This is a genomic window from Paenibacillus sp. YIM B09110 (assembly GCF_037167145.1).
Lineage (GTDB): Bacteria > Bacillota > Bacilli > Paenibacillales > Paenibacillaceae > Pristimantibacillus.
This window is the reverse complement of sequence record NZ_JBANSP010000016.1, coordinates 1-19,987: the sequence shown is the minus strand read 5'-3', so window position 1 is coordinate 19,987 and position 19,987 is coordinate 1. Positions and strand designations below refer to the sequence as shown.

The window sequence follows — 19,987 nt, the reverse complement described above, 5'->3', positions numbered from 1 at the left end:
ATTAAGTGTGAAAAAAAGTATCATTCCGGACTCGATCAATATTGATCGAGTCTTGCATTTTTAATAAATGAATGGTGGTTTTTAAACAACATTGCATTTGCTGTTCCGCGGACGATAAGATTACAAGTGAAAGAAATTTCTCTTTGGGATAAGAAAGAAGAGAATTTAAATACAATGGTTGATTTTAAATAAAAGGATTGATGTTATAGATGGGAATAATCAAAAGGCTCGGCTCGTTGCCGATCTTCCCCAAAATTGCATTGACTTTCCTGATTGTGCTCACGCCGCTTTTCTATATCAGCCTGCAAATGGGGGAGTCTGGCTCGGACATTGTTCGGGATGAAATAGCAAACTCATTATCATCGCGTACCGAATTATTCATGGATCTTTTGGACAGCGAATTTGATAGGACGATTCGACAACTAGGGGAAATTATGTATGACGATGATCTGATGAAACTAAGTACTTCTTCAGAAATTATGCCAGTCATCGAGAGGACTGATGCTGTACTAAGGTTGAAGAATCGAATGGATCAATTAAGCCGAACAAGTTCCTTTGTCAAAAATTCGATGGCTTTTATTCCGAGCATGAACCGACTTGTGAGTTCAAAAGAGAATTCGATCTCGGATTTCGATACAGAGATGTTCAAAGCTCTTTCTAAACAGCAAAAAGAATATGCGCCGCCTTTCCTAATTTGGAATGACCGAATCTTCATTAGTATGCCGTATCCAGGAGAGAACGAGCCTCTGTTCTTAGTAGCAGTCGAGATTTCTAGCTCGCAGTTATCCTCCAAGCTAAGGCAGTTTACCCAGCAAGCCGGTATGGCGGCTGTAGTAAGCAACGACATGGAATGGGCAGTATCCGGTGAGTTCGACAACCTGCTGAGTAAAGGGATGCCTGATCGTTTGGATACGTTTAATGTGAAAGGCATTCAAATGATTACTCTGAATCATGTCGACTATCTGTACACCAGTAAGGAGTCAGGAATACTTAACGCTAAATTAATGATGTTCGTGCCTGCCGAGCAGGTCGAAAAGCCGTTGCAGCGGTATCAAAAATGGGTGTTAGCTTTATATGGAGTATCGGTGATCGTTATCGTTTCATTCTCATTTGGAATATACCGACTTATCCACCGGCCTCTCAAGTTGCTCGTCCGATCATTCCGCAGAATCGAGCAAGGAAGGTTCGACATCTCTATCGAGTATCCTTTCACAGACGAGTTTGGTTATATGTATAAGCAGTTGAATGCAATGGTGCGGGAGCTTAAACGGCTGATCCACGAGGTGTACGAGCAGGAGTATCGGGCTCGCGTGGCGGAGCTTAGGCATCTGCAATCGCAGATTAACCCGCATTTTTTGTATAACACGTTCTTCATCCTCTACCGGCTCGCTAAGCAGGAGGAAAATGAAAGCATTGCTCGATTGACCAATCATCTGGGTGAATATTTCGAGTACATTACGCGTGATGGCACACAGGAAGTGACGCTGGAGAGCGAGGCGGCACATGCGAAGTCCTATACTGATATTCAGACGATACGCTTCGCCAATCGCATCGAGGTGATATTCTCTGATGTTCCGGAGAAGGCAGCGCAAATCTTGGTGCCTCGGCTCATTCTGCAGCCGGTTATCGAGAATGCATACGAGCATGCATTGGAGAAAATGGCAAAAGGCGGCTTGCTCGAGGTGGACATGCAGATGACTTCTTCCGAGCTGCTCATTCGAATAGAAGACTCCGGCAGGCTCGAACAGGAAACACTGACCCGCATGCAAACTATGTTGAACAGCCAGCAGGATGTAATAGAAAGCACAGGTCTGATTAATGTCCACCGGCGGCTGCAAATTATCTATGGCGGTACGGCAAGTTTGCAATTGAGCCGAGGCGATCTTGGCGGACTAAAGGTCATTCTGGTTATTCCGATAAAGGAGGATGTTGTTATTGCTTCGATTACTCATCGTTGATGATGAACCGCTTACCGCAGAAGGCTTATTTGAGATGCTCTCCGATGTACCGGATCTCGATTTGGACCTGTACAAAGCAACATCTGCCGAAGAAGCGATTAGTCGGCTTTCACGCACGAAGATGGATATCGTCTTAAGCGATATTCGTATGCCCGAAATGGATGGACTGCAGCTCCAGCAATGGATTCAGGCAAGATGGCCGCGCTGTAAGGTGATCTTCTTGACTGGTGTTAGAGATATTCAGTATGCACAGCACGTCCTTAGGAACGGCGGGGTAGACTATATTCTGAAGACCGAGGGCGATGAAGCAATCGAAAGAAGTATTCGCAGTGCAGCCAACACGATATTCGAAGAAATGCGCAACGAGGAGGTTCTGATTCGAGCCAAGGGCCAACTAAGAGAAGTATTGCCAATGCTGCGCCGCGAATGGTTCGCTGCGCTGCTCGAACAGGGGGAGCTTCCCGCCGGCAGTCTGATTACCCGGCTGCAGGAGCTGGATACGCCGCTGAATCCCGAAATGCCACTCATTCTTGTTTGCGGTCGTGTTGACCGATGGAAAGAAGATTACCGTACTTCCGACCAGACATTGTTGTTGTATGCAGTGCAAAATATCGCTGAGGAATATATGCAAAGAGCCGTCATGCTGCCCATTATGTTAGGCGGATCCTACTTTGCATGGTTAATTCAATCGAAGTCCCCTGGGGAAACGCCTTGGGAAGAGATGGTGTCCTTTGTACACGGGACGCTGGAGAGCATCCAGCAAACGTGCAAGGAGTTACTTGGCGTCCCGGTCTCGTTTATCTGTCATGAACGACCTCTAGCATGGATGGAACTACCCAAAACCTATAAACTGCTGAAGCAGAATCTGATTCTTGGACTCGGAAGCGGGGAAGAGATGATTTTGCTCTTCCGTGAGCAGGATCGGGAGACTTCGGTTTCCGACGTTCCCGGGTTAATCTTGACAAGAATCGAGAACACGTTCGAGATGGGCCAGGAGCAAGCATTCCAGAAATTGCTAAGCGAGTTGTTCCAGCGCGTGCCGAATCGTTTTACCGTCTATGCTCAGGCTTATTACGCGGTCGCCGTCATCTTGCTCAATCAATGGAACAAAATGTACCGGAGCGGCTTAACGCCAGTTGCGAATACCGAGCCGATGATTAGCAGGCTGCTTGACGTGAATTCGCACGCGACGAAGGAGCAGGCGATTCAGTTCCTGAGCCAAATGGGCCGCGATTTGTTCGCGCAAGGGAAGCAGGAGCAGGATGAACGTACGACTCGCATCATCCAGAAGCTGAACAAGTACATCGCCGAACATCTGAATAAGGACCTTTCGCTTGCTATTCTCGGGGATGCCGTCTATCTGAACCCATCGTATTTATCGAACCTATATAAAACATCAACCGGACGCAACATCTCAGACTACATTACAGAGCTTAGGGTCGAGCGAGCTAAGAAGCTACTGGTGGAATCGCATGCGAAGGTGCAAGATATTGCCTTGGCGGTCGGTTTCGATACAGCCGGTTACTTCACCCGTTTTTTCAAGCGGCATGTTGGCGTTACGCCGCAAGAGTTCCGCAGCCGATTGACGAATGACTAAGAGGTATAAGAAAAACTCCAACGTTCCCGTGGGACGCTGGAGTTTTTCTCATTATGGCATATCGCGAGTAAAAATGATTGCGACCGACAAGAATAGGTTCTGAAACGTAGGCTCATTTGAAACTCACAAAGGGAGGATAAGAATCTAAACAGAGTCTCATATATCCTTCATCTTCAATCTTATATACTAAATTTCAAGAGATCTCTTGCTTATCATATCATGGGGGGAATACAGGAATGAGACAACAGGCTGGAAAGCTGGCACTATCTGCATTGCTAGGTTTAAGTTTGCTTCTAAGTGCATGCAGCTCGAATAACGAGAATGAACCGAAAAATGGTGCATCGAGCACAGGAACGACACCTCCGGTTGAGTCAAGCAATCCTGAGGATTTGTATTTAGGAAAGTATGAAACTCCTATCGATGTGTCGACGGTTCGCATTCTCAGTCCATCTGTGAAATTCAAGGACGGCGAAACGATAGACAAAAACGTGTGGTACCAGGAATATGAAAACAAGCTTGGGATTAAGCTCACCAACGAATGGACCGTTACAGGAGATGAGCCTGGCGGTCAAGGGGAGCAGAAGATGAACGTCTCCATAGCCTCAGGCAGTCTGCCGGATATCGTTCCGGTCAATGCCTCGCAGCTGAGACAATTAGCGGATGCAGGCAAACTGGCGGACTTGACGGAAATCTATGAAAAATATGCCAGCCCAATAACGAAAGGTGTCTTGACATCGTCAGGAGCTGCAGCGCTAGATTCCGCCACCTTCGACGGCAAATTGCTTGCGATCCCTGCTCCTACATCGAAGACGGACCAAGCTCCGATGATATGGATCCGCGCCGACTGGATGAATAAGCTGGGACTTCAGGCGCCTAAGACCATGGATGATGTGTTCAAAATCATGGATGCGTTCGTGAACCAGGATCCGGACGGCAACGGGAATAAGGATACGTTCGGGATGGCCTTGGATAAGGATCTGTACGGATTCTTCGACGGGTTGGAAGGCTTCTTTAATAGCTACAATGCCTATCCGCGCCAACAAGGTAAAGGCAATTGGGTCAAAGACGAAGATGGCAGCCTCGCTTTCGGCAGCATTCAGCCGGAAGTGAAGACGGCGCTCGGCAAGCTGCAGGAGCTCTATAAGAAAGGGTACATCGACCCCGAATTCGGCGTGAAAGATTGGAATAAGGAGAAAGAGCTGATCGTTGCAGGCAAGATCGGCTTGTGGTTTGGGACAATGCCAGCCCCGCTTGTATTACAGGATCTCAAGAACAATGATCCGAATGCGGATTTAATACCTTTTCCGCTCGTGTCCATCGATGGGCAACCTGCTAAGGCGCAAGTGCCGGGGATCAATTTGAAAACCCCTCAATACCTTGCCGTTACCAAGGATGCCAAAAATCCGGAAGCGCTTCTTAAGATGATCAACCTGTTTTTTGAAGTCACATACGGTACTACTTATACACAGGAAGATGCCAATCGATTGGGTACTGATCCTGTTGACGGGATTGAACGGTGGATGTATTCCATTTATACGGCTGAACCGGAGAAAAACCTGAATACGCATCGAATCGTGAAACAAGTCATCGGCGGTGATGAAGATGAATCGGTCATCACAATTGAACAGATGGGCGCATATCGAAGCGTCAAAAAGGCTGTGAACGGCGAACAAATGGAGACGATCGATTGGGCCTTGAATCGCGTTTTCGGTCCGGAAGACTCTTCATTCCATATTATCGATGACTATGAGAAAAACAGCCTGTTGCTTCCTAATGCCTTTGACCAGGTTATGACGGATACGATGGTGAAGCGGGACTCGACCTTGTTGAAGCAGGAACTTCAAACCTTTACCAAAATTATTCTGGGTGAGCCGCTCGACAGCTTCGACACCTTCGTTGCGAACTGGAAGAAGCTTGGCGGGGATGAAATGACGAAGGAAGTCAATGAATTGATAAATGCTAAATAAATAGCAACCAGATACGCATTCTGCTCTCTCAGAGGGCAGAATGCGGTCATCTTGTTCGGAAAGGAAGTGCCGCATGTTGAGAAAAATGACAGACGAACAGATGGCAGTTATGGAGTCTGCCGGCGGATCGGGGACAAAGAAAACGAAATGGTCTCAATTGCCCCTGCATCTCATGATCCTGCCGGGTCTACTATTAATTATTGTCTACAGCTACGGTCCTATGCTCGGTTCTATGATTGCCTTCCAGGATTTCAATCCTGCGCGCGGCATCTTTGATTCTGAATGGAACGGCTTGGATAACTTCCGCTACGTTATGGATTTGCCAGGCACCTTTCAAGTCGTTTGGAATACGCTCATCATTGCCGTGATGAAGATCGTAGTCGGTCTTATCGTCCCGATCGCGGTAGCGCTGTTGCTCAACGAAGTTCGCAAGGAGCTGTTCAAGCGCACCATTCAGACGATGGTCTATTTGCCGCATTTTTTGTCATGGATCATTCTTGGAGGGGTTCTGATCGATATTTTGTCCCCTTCGCAAGGTATCGTTAACCAAATGTTAAATGGGTTGGGGATTGACTCCATCTACTTCTTGGGCAGCAACGAATGGTTTCGCTCCGTATTGGTCGTCTCGGACGTGTGGAAGGAATTCGGGTTCAACACGATTGTATATTTAGCTGCGCTGACAAGCATTAATCCTAGCCTGTATGAAGCAGCCGTCATTGACGGCGCGAATCGTTGGAAGCAGACGCTATATGTCACTCTGCCTGGCATGGCTCCAATCATCATTTTGACAGCAACGCTGGCTCTGGGGCAAGTACTCAATGCCGGCTTCGATCAGGTATTCAACTTATACAGTCCTCAGGTATATGATACAGGCGACATTATTGATACGTTTGTTTATCGGATAGGCATCGTTGATGCGCAGTACGGAGTAGCTACAGCCGTAGGGCTATTTAAGTCGGTCGTTTCTCTTATTCTACTTTCGGTATCTTACATCCTCGCCTACCGTTTCGCCAACTACCGGATATTCTAAGAGAGAGGAAATGATTGATTATGGTAGAACGCTTCACACTAAGCCGCAAACTGTTTATTGGGTTTAATTACGTATTTTTGACGATCCTGTCATTGATTTGTCTGATGCCGCTTATTCATGTCTTGGCTGTTTCGTTCAGTTCGAGTTCGGCCGCCGCTGCAGGTTATGTCAAACTTTGGCCGGTTGAATTCACCTTGGAATCGTATAAATATGTTCTTGGTAAAGATGAGTTTTTCCGATCCATTCTCATGACGATAAAACGGGTTAGCATAGGTTTGATCGTCAATATGGTACTCACCGTGCTAGTGGCTTATCCATTGTCGAAAGAGGTTCAAAAGTTCCGCGGACGCACGATATACGCTTGGGCGTTTGTATTCACGATGCTTTTTAATGGCGGACTTATTCCCATCTATATGATGGTCAAATACACAGGAATCCTCGATAGCGTGTGGGCACTTGTCCTTCCGCAAGCGCTTCCGATCTTTAATATGATCTTGCTGCTTAACTTCTTTCGAGGTCTGCCAAAGGAAATGGAAGAGGCTTCCTTTATGGATGGAGCAGGCCATTGGACGACGCTGTGGAAAATATTTGTGCCGTTGTCCGCACCGGCCTTGGCTACCATTACGTTATTCACCATGGTCTTTCATTGGAATTCCTGGTTCGACGGACTCATTTTCATGAATTCACCTCATAACTACCCGTTGCAGAGTTACCTGCAAACCGTGGTAATCCAACAGAATTTTAGTTCCGCTAGCCTTGAGAGCATAGCTGAGTTGCAAAAGATCAGCGACCGCACTTTCAAATCAGCGCAGATTTTTCTCGGCTCGTTGCCGATCCTGCTTGTTTACCCGTTCCTGCAACGGTTCTTTATGAAAGGAATCGTGCTCGGAAGCGTAAAAGAGTAGTCAATATTGACGGCAAGACAAGGGGGTTTTATGCAGATGCGGCATACAGGTGAAAATAGGGGATTGTCTTTTCAGGTTACGGAACGGAAGCGGGTCCGTCTTCTAATCAATTCCGATGTCAAGAACGAAGCGGATGACCAATACGCGATTGTTCATGCCTTGCTCACCCCGATGTTCATTAACATGGGGATCATCGCCGCTCATTTCGGCACTTGGCGAACAACGGAATCTATTGAAGAAAGCTATGCCGAAGCGAAATTTGTTACGCATTTAATGGGAGAGGCAGGGAATGTTCCGATCTATAAAGGCGCCACCCATGCTTTGCCGGACGAACAAACGCCGGTTGGCTCGGAAGGCGCCGAAGCGATTATCCGAGAAGCGCTTAAGGACGATTCGCACCGTCTCTTCGTTGTTTTCTTTGGGCCGTTAACCGATTTGGCCTCGGCCTATCTCATGGAGCCTCGGATCGCAGACCGATTGACGGCGATTTGGATTGGCGGCGGGCCTTATCCCAACGGAAGATTGGAATTCAACCTGAGCAATGATATCCATGCGGCAAACGTGGTTATGAGTTCTCCAATCCCTCTTTGGCAGGTACCGCAAAATGTGTACGGGACGATGCGTGTCAGCTTGGCGGAGTTGGAGAGCAGGGTAAAGCCTCACGGTCAGATAGGGAAGTATCTGTTCGAGCAGCTCGTTCAATTCAATAGTGATCCAGCGAACGTGTGGCCTCGGGGAGAGACCTGGGGACTTGGAGACTCTCCGGCTGTAAGTCTCATTCTCGACGATCTTGAGTATACGAACGGTTATGACACGATCCCTGCTCCGAGAATCACCCCTGATATGCATTATATCCACCATCAAACGGAACGGATGATCAGGGTTTACCGTCAAGTCGATGTTAGATTTACGTTGGAAGATATGTATGCCAAGTTGGAACTGTTCGCTAGGAGGACGTAAAGATGGAGGAGAATCGTAAATGGAACGCTAGTTGGCTCTGGCATCAGGGATATCCATGGACATTGGAACCGGGAGCGCACGAGATGGTGTGCTTCCGTCGCGAGTTCGAAGTATTCGATCCGCACGACGCTCGGCTTGTCGTCGACGTCACCGCAGATAGCCGCTATCGCTTGTTCCTTAACGGGGAATCGGTCTCCGTTGGGCCATGCAAGGGTGATCGATCAACGCATTATTATGAGACCGTAGATCTTAGTGATCGTTTGGCAGCAGGAACGAACGTGTTGGCTGTTCAGGTGCTGCATTACGCTCCTTCGGGACCGCATTTGCTGGGAGAGGGCGGACCGCTTTCGATTCATCGGGCAGTCAGCGGTGCTATGCTGCTCGAAGGTGAACTAACTGAACGAAACGGGCACTCCCAGTCGTTGCATTCCGATGAGAAGTGGCAGTGCAAGAAGATGTCGGGCTTTAAGCTTGTGCCGAGCCCGATAGTCTTCTTTCTCGGCGGTTGTGAAGATACCGACGGAAGAGGACTTGACCACGGTTGGGAGCTACCTGGATTCACAGCTGATGGTTGGGAGAATGCGATAATCGTCTGCGAGACTGACGATAGATTTGGTCAACTGACCCCTTGGCAATTAGCACCGCGTCCGATTCCGCCTATGCGTGAGTCGCTCGCTTCGTTCCGAGGCATCACAAAGGCTGATGATAGAGCAGATCTTTCGTATTGTGAGGCCATTCTGGACGGAGGACGAGAGGAAACCGTACGGGTCGAAGCGGGCGAATCCATATGGATAGAGCTTGATGCCGGCGAGTTAGTGACCGGCTACGTGACATTGGAATTACGCGGCGGCCGCGAGAGTAGGCTCAAGCTTCTTTACGCCGAATCCTACGAGGAGCCGACATCCACCGTACACCATAAAGTGAAGGGGATCCGCGACGATGCCAAGAACGGGATCCTGATCGGAGAAGCGGATTATTACACTGCAGCTGGAATAGGCACCGGACAAGAGAATGAGCGGTACGAACCATTCGAATTCCGTACGTTTCGGTATATCAGGCTTGAAGCGACCGCGAAAGATGAGCCTTTAGAGCTTGTGCTGCTGTCCTACCGGGACACAGGTTACCCGCTTGAGGTACAGGCGTCTTTCGCTTGCTCAGATCCGGATTATGACAAGCTGTGGGGATTGTCGCTGAACACACTTCGGCGCTGCATGCACGAAACGTACGAGGATTGCCCTTATTACGAGCAGTTGCAATACACAATGGATACCCGCCTGCAAATGTTGTTCACCTATGCGGTCAGTGCCGATGACCGAATGGCTCGTCGTACATTGTTCGATTACCACAGCTCAGCGCTGCCGTCAGGTATGCTGCAGAGCCGCTATCCATCTGAGTACAGACAGGTCATCCCTTCGTTCTCGTTATATTGGATTCATATGCTCTATGAGCATTATTTGCATTATGGTGATCGCGGCTTGATTCGGCGTTACTTGCCGACGATGACAGGGGTACTTGATTGGTTCCGGCGAATGTTGACGCCAGAGGCTTTAGTCGCTCCGACGCCGCGCGCATACTGGCCCTATTTTGACTGGTGCAAAGAATGGGAGATCGGCACGCCTCCGGCACATGCCCACGGTCCGCTCACACTACTTAGTCAGATGTTCGCGGCGGCACTCCATACAGCTTCTGAACTATATGAGGCTTTAGATTGGACGGATGCTGCACGCGAAGCGAGGACTGATGCGAATGCCGTGAACGTAGCGCTGCTACGTCTCTGTTGGCGGCCGGACCGCGGGCTGTTCGCGGATGGACCGGAGGTGGACGATTTCAGCCAGCATACGCAGGTATGGGGTGTCTTATGTGGTGCTGTTAAAGGTGACGAGGCTGCCCTGTTGCTGGAACGTACGATTGAAACGTCTGACTTGCACATGGCGCAGCTTTCGGTGCCGGCGTCCTATGAACTGTTCCGGATGTTATCACGCCACGGGCTGTACGACAAAGCCTCCAGCGTGATTGATCGCTGGAAAGCATTTTTGCGGGTGAATTTAACGACGCTGCCAGAAGTGACGGATGACAACAATCCTCGGAGCGATTGCCACGCTTGGAGCGCTCTGCCGCTATCGGAATTCACAGGCGAGATTCTAGGGGTTCGGCCGGGAGCTCCGGGCTTCTCGACGATCGTCGTTGAGCCGAAGCCGTTGCAGTTGAGTTGGGCGAGAGGTCGTGTCGCCACACGTCATGGAGCTGTTGAAGTCGAATGGACGCTAGATGATGAGGGCGTATTCCGCCTGTCGGGCATTGGACCGGTAGGAATCCCGCTTATAATCGTGCTGCCGAACGGCGAGCAGGTAGATTTCCAAGCTGGAGGGCGATTCGAAGCGGCAACCAAAGTGCAGGAATTGTTTTCAAAGTGAGTAGTATTAAGTTTTTTCGTTACACCCTCTAGTACTCGTTATTTGCTCGAAAAAGAACCAATCATTGATTACCTCAATGAATGGTTCTTTTTTTTTGCCGTATGCTCCACCTTGAAAAAGGACATCATTTTATGCGAAATGAACCGTTTTCATAAAATGTATGCGCTTTTATAATGAGAAACAAGAGGTCGCAGCGCAGCTAGCTAGCACGAAACAGACCGAAAGGAGAGGCGAATCCCATTCAAAAATCTTTATTTCTAAAGCAGTTCAAAAGACAGTTGCCCTTCCAGATATTCGTATGGATTGGATTGTTGTTCCTGCTCGTATTCAGTTATATTCCGATGTTCGGAATTATCATCGCCTTCAAAAATTATAAAATATCAACCGGCATCGACGGGATATTCAGCAGCTCCTGGGCAGGCTTGTCACACTTTAAGGAGCTCATCAACGACTATAATTTTCCGATGCTGGTTCGCAATACGTTGGTGCTCAGCCTGTTGAAGATTGTTTTTTCGTATCCGATTCCAATCCTGTTCGCCATCATCTTAAGCGAAGTCAGGCATGTATTCGTGAAACGGTTCGTACAAACGGTCAGCTATTTGCCTCATTTCATCTCATGGGTTGTCGTTACCGGCATATCGTTTGCTTTCTTCTCGTCAAGCTTCGGCATCGTCAACGATTTTCTGCTGTCGCTTCATCTGATCAAGGAGCCGCTCGCCATCCTAACCGATCCAGATGCTTTCTGGGGACTAGCAGTTTCGACAGCCATATGGAAGGAAGCGGGCTGGTGGACGATTATATTCCTTGCAGCGCTTGCCGGCATTGATCCATCGCTATACGAGGCGGCCGAGATGGATGGCGCGGGTCGTCTTAAGCGAATTATTCACATTACGCTGCCTGGTTTGAAGGGGGCAAGCATCGTTGTCTTAATCCTAACGATCGGCAGCATGCTTGGCGGAGGATTAGTCGGATCAAACTTCGAGCAATCGATGCTGCTTGGCAATACGATTAACAGCGAGAAGTCGCAAATCATTCAAACCTATGCCTTCACGATCGGTCTGGCCCAAGGAAGATTCTCGTTCGCTACGGCAATCGATCTTATGCAATCGGTTATTTCCGTGATCCTGATATTCAGCAGCAACGCTATAGCCAAACGCGTGTCGGGCAACGGATTGTTCTGATTCAATAAGTAACAAGAGAGTGGTGAATTCATCATGCGCAGAAGAAAAACGCTAGAGGATCGGATACTGGACACGATCATTACGATTATTCTCGTCGTTGTTGTCTTCGGAACGCTATATCCGTTTTACTATATTTTGTTGATTACCTTTAATGCCGGCACCGACACCGCGGCCGGAGGTATGTACTTGTGGCCTAGGCAGTTCACATTTGGCAACTATCTCTATTTTCTCGAGGATCCGAAGTGGATCAGCGCCTTCGGCATTTCGCTGCTGAGGACCATCGTCGGCACCGTTCTAGGCGTCTTGTTCACCGGGCTTGTTGCCTATGGCCTTGCGAAGCGGGATCTCATCTTCCGCAAGAGCTACTTTACGATTGTTGTAGTAGCAATGAATTTCTCCGGCGGCATTATCGCCTTCTATATCGTGCTGAAGAGCCTTGGGCTCATTAATACATTCGGCGTTTATGTTATCCCGGGTATGCTGAATTTATTTTTCCTATTGATCGCGATCTCTTTCTTTACTGACATTCCCGAGGAGCTGGGGGAGTCGGCAAGAATCGACGGAGCCTCCGAGGTGCGTATTTTTGCCAAAATCATTCTTCCGGTCTCGATGCCGCTGCTTGCCACGATGAGTTTGTTTATCGGCTCCGGTCAATGGAATGCATGGCTGGATTCAGCTTACTTCGTACAGGACGAGAACCTTCGTACGCTGACCTACCGGATGATGCAGGTTATTAACCAATCCATGGTCCCGTCGGGAGATGCGCAGGCGGCAGCGATGTCGCGTTCCAGCGTTACGCCTTTCTCTGTCCAAGCGACGGCAATGGTCGTATCAATCGTACCTATTCTCGGTGTTTATCCGTTTTTGCAAAAGTATTTTGTATCCGGCATGATGTTAGGTTCAGTCAAAGGCTGATGCGGTTTTTCGGCCGTCGCTTTCATAATCGGACTGGCGGCCTTAAAATAAGACTATTATAGACGGGGGTATGGGAATGAATAAGAGCTATAAACTGATTATTGTCATGTTCGCAGCATTATTATTGGTAGGAGGAGCACTATCGGCTTGCAGCAACAACAGCGGCAATAACGGAGCGGCGAGCACGAACAATGGGAAAGCGGAAGGAGAAGCTTCCGGCAATAACGGGACAGAGGAACCGGTCGAGCTGACGATGTTCGTCGATGCAACATGGTATCCGTTCCAGGACTGGAAGGGTGAAATACCGGAGGCGATCACGAAAGCGACAGGCGTTAAGCCGAAAATTACGGTAGCTACGGATGACAAGCAGCTCGCCCTGATGGTTGCATCGGGAGATTTGCCCGATATCGTTGTTTCCTTCAACTTCAAGCTCATGTCGGATGGCAACATCAGCCTTCCATATAATGAGATTTTTCCGAAATACGCTCCAAGCGTGAAGTTTGACCCGGTCAAGGAGCTCGTCAATACGGTGAGCGATGGAAATTATTATGCCATCAGAAATGACTTTTCTTCTGAATCGGAGTGGAAAGCGAGTCCATATGCCCATATGATGGTGGCGGGGCTAACGCTTCGCAAAGATATTTTGGAGGGAATCGGCAATCCGGCAATTAACACGATTGAAGATTTGGATAAAGCCTTTGCAGCCGTAAAGGAGAAATATCCGGACATGACGCCGCTTATTCTTAATCCGAACTGGCAACGTCCTTACTTCGATACGCAATATGGAGCAGTAGGCGGATTTGCAGATAAAGACGGAAAGATTGAATATTATCTCAGACAAGATGCCACACGTAAATCGATTCTGTATATGAACAGCTTATACCGCAACGGTTATGTTACATCTGAAAATTTTGCCTACAAGAATGAATCGGAGACAGAGCAAATGATGGTTTCCGGCAAAGGCTTTGCTTACACGTGGACCTATTCCGGCGCGGATCGCCTTAATGCTTCCAGTAAAGACTCAGGCTTAGAATTCATCCAGCTCGCCGAGCCTCTCGGAGCTGATGCCTCGGTTGTTAGTACCGGAACCGGAGGACTTGGCATGTATGTGTCGAAGGATAACAAAAATGTAGAAGCGACTGTGAAGTTCCTTGAATATTTGTATTCTGAAGAGGGCTGGCGTACGGCGGAATGGGGAATTGAAGGGAAAGATTGGACATGGAATGAAGAAGGATATCCTGAGTTTAACTACAATGTCCAAGATCTAGAGACGCTAAAACAAAAAGGCGTATACTGGTGGGGAGTACCAACTGAGACGGGAGTTGGCATGGCATTAAGCTCTTACAAGAAAGGTTCGGAAACAACTCGCCAAGGGGAAGCCTATTCGAAGATTACAACCTTCAATCCTGCTATCGGAATGATTAATCCGGAAACGGATTCTCCAGAACAAATCATTCGTACCAACATTGACAACATGGTGAAAACAGAGGTAACGAAGGTGTATTTGGCGCCAACGGAAGCCGAAGCTTTGCAAGCGTACGAAGATATGTTGGAGAAAGCCGAGAAGATCGGAATGTCGAAGCTGGAGGCTTGGGCAAGCGAGCAATACGGACCTTTAAAGGAAAAGTATGATAGCTTGACGAAATAAGAGGCTGCTTATAAGCTCATATGGAAGGTTAGCCCGCAAGGGCGGCTTTCCGTATGAGCTCGCTTGCTTTCAGTTTATCGAGGAGATCTGATACTATGCGTATTAGCACAAAAATGGTCGTTGGCTATATTTTCCTTATTGTTCTCCCGTTCCTTATTTTTTCGGCGTTTGTCTATAACCAGCTCTATGGGCGATTGATTACGCAGTATCAACTGACCAATCAGCAAAATATCGAACAGCAGGGCGCTAATTTGGAGGCCAGTCTGTCTAAGATCGAATCTTTGTATTCCATCTACCAAAATAATACCGCCTTGCTTGATTTCCTGCGGGGGGATTACGTGTATGACAGGGATCTGATTTACTCGTATTTAAAGGAGATCAGTCCCGCCTTTGCATTCGCGTCTCTTGGCGAGCCGATGGTCGAGCAGCTTGTCGTGTACCCGAAAACGCAGAAAAGGCTGTTGTCTTTCCCTGAATTCGCGGACTATTCGGAGATAGGCAGCAAGCTGAGCAGCGAGGAGAAGAGGAAGTTGCTTCCGGCGAAGGGGTTGTGGAAGAAATCAATCGACGCCGGGTCGGAACCTTCCTTGGTGTACTATCACAAGCTTTATAGTGAAACATATACCAGCGAGCTTGGCATTGTTGAAATCAAGGTGAAATCGACTTTACTAGAGGAGTTTATGAAAGCGCTTAGCGCCATTCATCCGCAAAATACGATTCTGCTGATGGATTCGGAGGGCACTGTCTTCAGCTCGAGTAGGGAAACGGTCATCCGTAGCGGGCTGCTTGCGAGGATCAAATCATCCGTTCTGAGCAGAGAGGACAATACGTTCCTTGTTGACGGAGAGAGACTTATGGTTAATTCCGTACAAGTGCCGCGCCTCGGTCTAACCGTTGTTGAAGTGAATAAACAAGACGCCTTGTTCCAATTTCTATGGACGAAGCTTTGGCTCGCAGGAGCTGGAGTTATCCTGCTTGGTTTGCTTTCGGTACTTTATTACGTTTTATTGTCATCGCTTACAAAGCGTATTTTGCTTCTGTCCCGCCATATGCGTAAAGTCGGCTTGGATGATATTGGAACACCGTATGCGGGAAGGCTGGGCAAGGATGAGATCGGCTTCCTCATATCCAATTACAACGCCATGATCGGGCGCATCGACGAACTCGTCAATCACGTGCAGAAGGTTGAGCTGCTGAAGAAGGATGCGGATTTCAAAATGCTGCAAGCTCAAATACAGCCTCATTTTTTGTACAACACGCTGGAGACGATGCGAATGCTTGCAAGGTCGAACAAGGATTATACGGTAGCTGAGATGGCCTATTCCTTAGGCAATCTCCTTCGCTATAGTTTATCGCAATCAGATGATACGACGCTTCAGGAGGAGCTGGAGCATGTCAAGGCCTATATCGCCATTCATCAGATTCGGATGAGGGATCTTCTGTTCGAGCTTGAAACGGATGAAGAGCTGCTCAAGGTTCGTTGTCCGAGATTTATATTGCAGCCGCTGGTAGAGAATAGCATGATTCACGGACTGTCGAACATGCGGGGGACGAAGAAGATAGCTATCCATTTCAAGAGAGCACAAGATGCTATTGAAATCCATGTTACGGATAACGGAGCGGGTATTCCGGAACCGAAGCTTTCGAATCTGCGGCTAAGACTTCATGGCGGTATAGCAGATCTCGCTTTATCGTCAGGAACGGGCATTGGCCTCGGCAATGTAACAGAACGCGTGAAGGCGTATTTCGGCAAGGAATCGAAGATGCTTGTTGCAAGCGGGGATGGACAGGGAACTACGTTTACTCTTATTTTGCAAACGGGGGAGATCAAGCATGTTGAGGCTGATGATCGTGGATGACGAACCCATCATACTAGAGGGCATTCGCGATATGATCGAGGAAGAAAACACGCCGTTCGGCAAAATCATATTGGCTAACGATGGGATCGACGCATTGGAGAAAATCGACTATTTTCACCCCGACCTTATCATAACGGATATCCATATGCCGGGGATTAATGGTCTCGAGTTCATTAAACAGGCTCAGCAGAAGAAGGTGAAACGGTTCATCATTCTAACCGGACATGATGTATTCGAGTATGCCCGCAAAGCGATTCAACTGCAGGTCGTGGATTATATGCTCAAGCCCGTCAATCAACAGGAGCTCGCCGAGCTGATGAAGCGAATCGCCTTGGCGCTGCTGGAGGAAAAACAGCACATAACGGAGCCATTATCGTCGAACACATTAGCGGCTTCTGCGCAAAACGAGAATATTTCGCTCATGAAGGCCTTTATTGAAACCAATTATATGAAAGATATTTCCTTGCCTGATATAGCCGCAAACCTAAACCTTCATCCAAGCTATGTCGGACAAATGTTCAAAAGAGAAACGGGCGACACCTTTGTCAAATATTTGAATCAAGTACGTATTACGAAAGCGAAGCAACTGCTCGAGGGCACCAAAGATATGCCGCTGGACAAAATCGCCAAATGCGTCGGTTACGACAACAGCCGCACGTTCTATAAGGTTTTTCGGAATACGGTAGGCGTTACTCCCGGAGAGTATAGGAAATCCGTTTGTTATTGATGGAGGCTCCTGAACTGACGCGGCGTCATATCCGTGGAGGCTAGGAACAGCCGAGAGAAATGGGAACGTTCCATGCCAAGCTCACCCGCAATGCGGGCTGTTGTCCAATCGGTAGTCAGCAGGAGCTGCTTGGCCTTCTCCATGCGTTTTTGGATGATATACTGGTGCGGGCTGATGCCAAACGCGGATTTGAAATAACGAAAAAAATAGTTTGGACTGTAATTGAAGTTGTCCGCAATCTGGTCGATCGTCAGTGGGCCGTCGGCGTGTTCGTCAATATAGCTCAAGATGTCATTCCAGCGCTCGGCGGCCGGTGAGACGGCTGCTGACGGCTTTTGCGGCTCCTGCTCCCAAATAAATTGCAGCAGCTCGAATATGGCTGCTTTCACTGCAAGTCCAGCGAAGGCGTTACTGCTATGAAAACGCTCGATTAGCCTTCCGAACAGTGTTTCTGCTTGTAATTGATCGCTTAGAGAGATATGCAGTGGCGTATCTATGAGTTGAAAAAGCGGGATTTGCCCCACGGTCGCGTCGAAGTGACAAAACATTTGGCGATACGGATTGTCTGGAGACGTGGAATAAGAAATAAGAGCTCCTGCAGGCAGCACGAACAAATCGCCAGTCCGGGGACTGAAGGTCGAATTGCGAATTTGAAGCGTCCCCTCCCCTTCCAAAAAATAATAAAGGCAGTTATTCGCCGTGATGTGATTGTGATGCTTCCAATCGGAAGGCACTCGGACATGTCCGGCCATTGTCACGTTCACCTGAAGATCCTCGAAATACTTCTTAAGCCGCAATTGATTCACGCCGTACGCCTCCTTTTTCTTTAGATATTAACATAGTATGAGTACAAAAGCAGGTTAGTTTTATACACATATAGGTTACGTCTTCCTCTCTTCGAAAGCGCTAATTTCCGATATGATCGAATCGATGGAGCTTATCATCGCTTAGTTCGATTTATGAAGGGGTGTATCGCATGCATAACGAAGAGGCCGTTGCGGCGGCAGGTGTTCCTAGCCGAAGTCAAGAGCTTGACGTGTATCCGGGTTTCGTTGCCCCTCCGGCAGGTTACGGCGAGGTTGCGTTCTATTGGTGGGTCGGCGAGCCGCTTACCAAGGAAAGGTTGACCTGGCAGCTGGAGCAGTTAAAGGATCATCATATAACGGGATTGCAGATCAACTATGCGCATAGCGACGAAGGCGGAGATGCCTGGGGATTGACGTATGAGAGCGACCCTCCGTTATTTTCAGAAGCATGGTGGGAGCTGTTTGCCTGGTTTGCGGCGAAGGCCGGCACATACGGCATCGCGGTCAGCCTTAGCGACTATACGTTGTGCGCGCCTGGACAGGGATGGTATACGGATGAGATTCGGGCGCAAAGACCGGATATTGCCGGATCGAACCTTGCGCACCTGGATTGGATAGCAGAGGGGCAGAGCGAATGGATCGAGAGGGAGCTTCCCGCTGGCTTGATCTCAGCCTCTGCATTGTTGGAGGATGAGAACGGGGGACCGCCGAAGGGAATGATGAATCTCATGTCCTTCGTCAAGGGTGGAAAGCTGCGGTGGGAGAAGCCTGAGGGGAAATGGCATCTATCCATCGTTTATGAAGAGCCCAAGCCGCGATCCATCGATCCGATGCATCCGGAAAGCGGGGTTATGGTCATTCAGCATTTTTTTGGACGGTTCGAGGAGCGGCTGTCCGGGATAAGCGGCGCCAAGCTGGGATTCTTTTTCTCGGACGAGCTGGATTTCGGCATCCGGGGGCTGCTTTGGAACAAGCGCTTCAGGGAAGCCTTTATTAATCGCAAAGGCTACGACGTCGTGCAGGAGCTATCGGCCTTGTTCATCGATATTGGCCCGCGAACGACTAAGATCCGACTGGATTACGGGGATGTCATGGTGGCATTATCCGAGGAGCATTATTTCATTCCGGTATTCGAGTGGCATCAGGAACGCGGCATGATTTACGGCTGCGATCACGGCGGCAGAGGGAAGGACATTACCGAATTCGGCGATTATTTCCGCACGCAGCGCTGGAATCAAGGACCGGGCTGCGACCAGCCCGACTTCCAAAGCGACCTGATCAAAAATAAAGTAGCCAGCTCCATTGCCCATCTGTATGAGCGTCCTCGGACTTGGCTGGAAGGATTTTACGGCACAGGCTGGGGCACGACGACGGCGGATGTAGCGGATGCGGTGTTTCGCAATTTCGTTACCGGACACAATTTGCTGACGCTGCACGGTTTGTATTACACGACATTCGGCGGCTGGTGGGAATGGGCGCCTCCTTGCAATCATTTCCGCATGCCGTATTGGGAGCATATGAAGACGTTCATGGCATGCACGGAGCGGCTCAGCTATTTGCTCAGCCAAGGGGTTCATGCCTGCGACGTTGCCATTGTTTATCCCGTTGCGGCTATGGAAGCGGGACTTGACGGGGAAGCGTCGGTGAGGTCAGCCTTCGAAATGGGCGAGTATTTGTATAAAAGAGGCATTGATTTTGATTTTATCGATTTTCAGTCGCTAGAGCGGGCAACAATGGAGGATCGCAAGTTCCGCGTGGCAGGAGAAGCCTATCGCGTCTTGATTTTGCCTTCCATGCGCGCTTTGCGTTATTCGACGCTTAAGAAGGCTCAATTGTTTCACGAAGCAGGCGGCGTTGTTATCGCGCTGGACCGGTTGCCGGAGGCAAGTGATCGAATCGGTGCAATTGACCCGACGATAGACGGTATTGTACGAGCCTTGTTCGGTTGGTCGGCAGCAGAGGCTGCCGACCAAGGGGGAAGCCTGACACAGTTGAGCCTGTCAGGCGGGATCGCCTATAC

At 48.9% G+C, this 19,987-nt stretch carries 14 protein-coding genes; 13 read left to right on the top strand and 1 reads right to left on the bottom strand.

The window, feature by feature from the left end; all coding sequences use genetic code 11:
* Positions 1-209 precede the first annotated feature (209 nt).
* The 12 genes from V8F51_RS21225 (at position 210) to V8F51_RS21170 (ending at position 17,161) form a co-directional block, all read left to right on the top strand.
* On the top strand, positions 210-1,958 hold the full coding sequence (locus tag V8F51_RS21225; protein ID WP_337102479.1) for a sensor histidine kinase: 1,749 nt from the start codon (positions 210-212) through the stop codon (positions 1,956-1,958).
* On the top strand, positions 1,936-3,555 hold the full coding sequence (locus tag V8F51_RS21220) for a response regulator transcription factor (RefSeq protein ID WP_337102477.1): 1,620 nt from the start codon (positions 1,936-1,938) through the stop codon (positions 3,553-3,555). Before V8F51_RS21225 ends, V8F51_RS21220 begins: the two co-directional genes overlap by 23 nt.
* Positions 3,556-3,791: 236 nt before the next feature.
* Complete coding sequence (locus V8F51_RS21215) at positions 3,792-5,522, top strand: extracellular solute-binding protein (RefSeq protein ID WP_337102476.1); 1,731 nt, start codon at positions 3,792-3,794, stop codon at positions 5,520-5,522.
* Between the two features lie 109 nt (positions 5,523-5,631).
* Positions 5,632-6,552 (top strand): ABC transporter permease, encoded by a 921-nt coding sequence (locus V8F51_RS21210; protein WP_442956470.1) that lies wholly within the window; start codon positions 5,632-5,634, stop codon positions 6,550-6,552.
* 20 nt (positions 6,553-6,572) lie between these two features.
* Positions 6,573-7,457 (top strand): carbohydrate ABC transporter permease, encoded by an 885-nt coding sequence (locus V8F51_RS21205; protein ID WP_337102473.1) that lies wholly within the window; start codon positions 6,573-6,575, stop codon positions 7,455-7,457.
* A gap of 36 nt (positions 7,458-7,493) precedes the next feature.
* Positions 7,494-8,417 (top strand): nucleoside hydrolase, encoded by a 924-nt coding sequence (locus V8F51_RS21200; RefSeq protein ID WP_337102472.1) that lies wholly within the window; start codon positions 7,494-7,496, stop codon positions 8,415-8,417.
* A 2-nt stretch (positions 8,418-8,419) separates the two neighbouring features.
* Positions 8,420-10,831, top strand: coding sequence for an alpha-L-rhamnosidase-related protein (locus V8F51_RS21195; RefSeq protein WP_337102471.1), 2,412 nt, complete (start codon positions 8,420-8,422; stop codon positions 10,829-10,831).
* Positions 10,832-11,109: 278 nt separating this feature from the next.
* Positions 11,110-12,012 (top strand): ABC transporter permease, encoded by a 903-nt coding sequence (locus V8F51_RS21190; RefSeq protein ID WP_337102470.1) that lies wholly within the window; start codon positions 11,110-11,112, stop codon positions 12,010-12,012.
* A gap of 33 nt (positions 12,013-12,045) precedes the next feature.
* Positions 12,046-12,927: a carbohydrate ABC transporter permease gene (locus V8F51_RS21185; RefSeq protein WP_337102468.1), complete on the top strand. Its 882-nt coding sequence runs from the start codon at positions 12,046-12,048 to the stop codon at positions 12,925-12,927.
* Positions 12,928-13,003: 76 nt separating this feature from the next.
* Complete coding sequence (locus tag V8F51_RS21180) at positions 13,004-14,575, top strand: extracellular solute-binding protein (RefSeq protein ID WP_337102467.1); 1,572 nt, start codon at positions 13,004-13,006, stop codon at positions 14,573-14,575.
* A gap of 95 nt (positions 14,576-14,670) precedes the next feature.
* The gene (locus tag V8F51_RS21175; protein ID WP_337102466.1) at positions 14,671-16,434 is read left to right on the top strand and encodes a sensor histidine kinase; all 1,764 of its coding nucleotides are present in this window, start codon (positions 14,671-14,673) and stop codon (positions 16,432-16,434) included.
* Positions 16,409-17,161 carry a response regulator transcription factor gene (locus V8F51_RS21170; protein ID WP_337102465.1) on the top strand — a complete coding sequence of 251 codons (753 nt, stop codon included), beginning with the start codon at positions 16,409-16,411 and terminating at the stop codon, positions 17,159-17,161. The genes V8F51_RS21175 and V8F51_RS21170 overlap by 26 nt, the downstream gene beginning before the upstream one ends.
* Here V8F51_RS21170 and V8F51_RS21165 read toward each other — a convergent pair.
* Positions 17,155-17,967 carry an AraC family transcriptional regulator gene (locus V8F51_RS21165; RefSeq protein WP_337102463.1) on the bottom strand — a complete coding sequence of 271 codons (813 nt, stop codon included), beginning with the start codon at positions 17,965-17,967 and terminating at the stop codon, positions 17,155-17,157. The two genes, V8F51_RS21170 and V8F51_RS21165, sit on opposite strands and share 7 nt — an antisense overlap.
* Positions 17,968-18,137: 170 nt before the next feature.
* On the opposite strand from V8F51_RS21165, the gene V8F51_RS21160 reads away from it, so the two are divergent.
* Positions 18,138-19,987: glycosyl hydrolase (locus V8F51_RS21160; RefSeq protein ID WP_337102461.1), on the top strand; the 1,850-nt coding region annotated here is incomplete at its 3' end.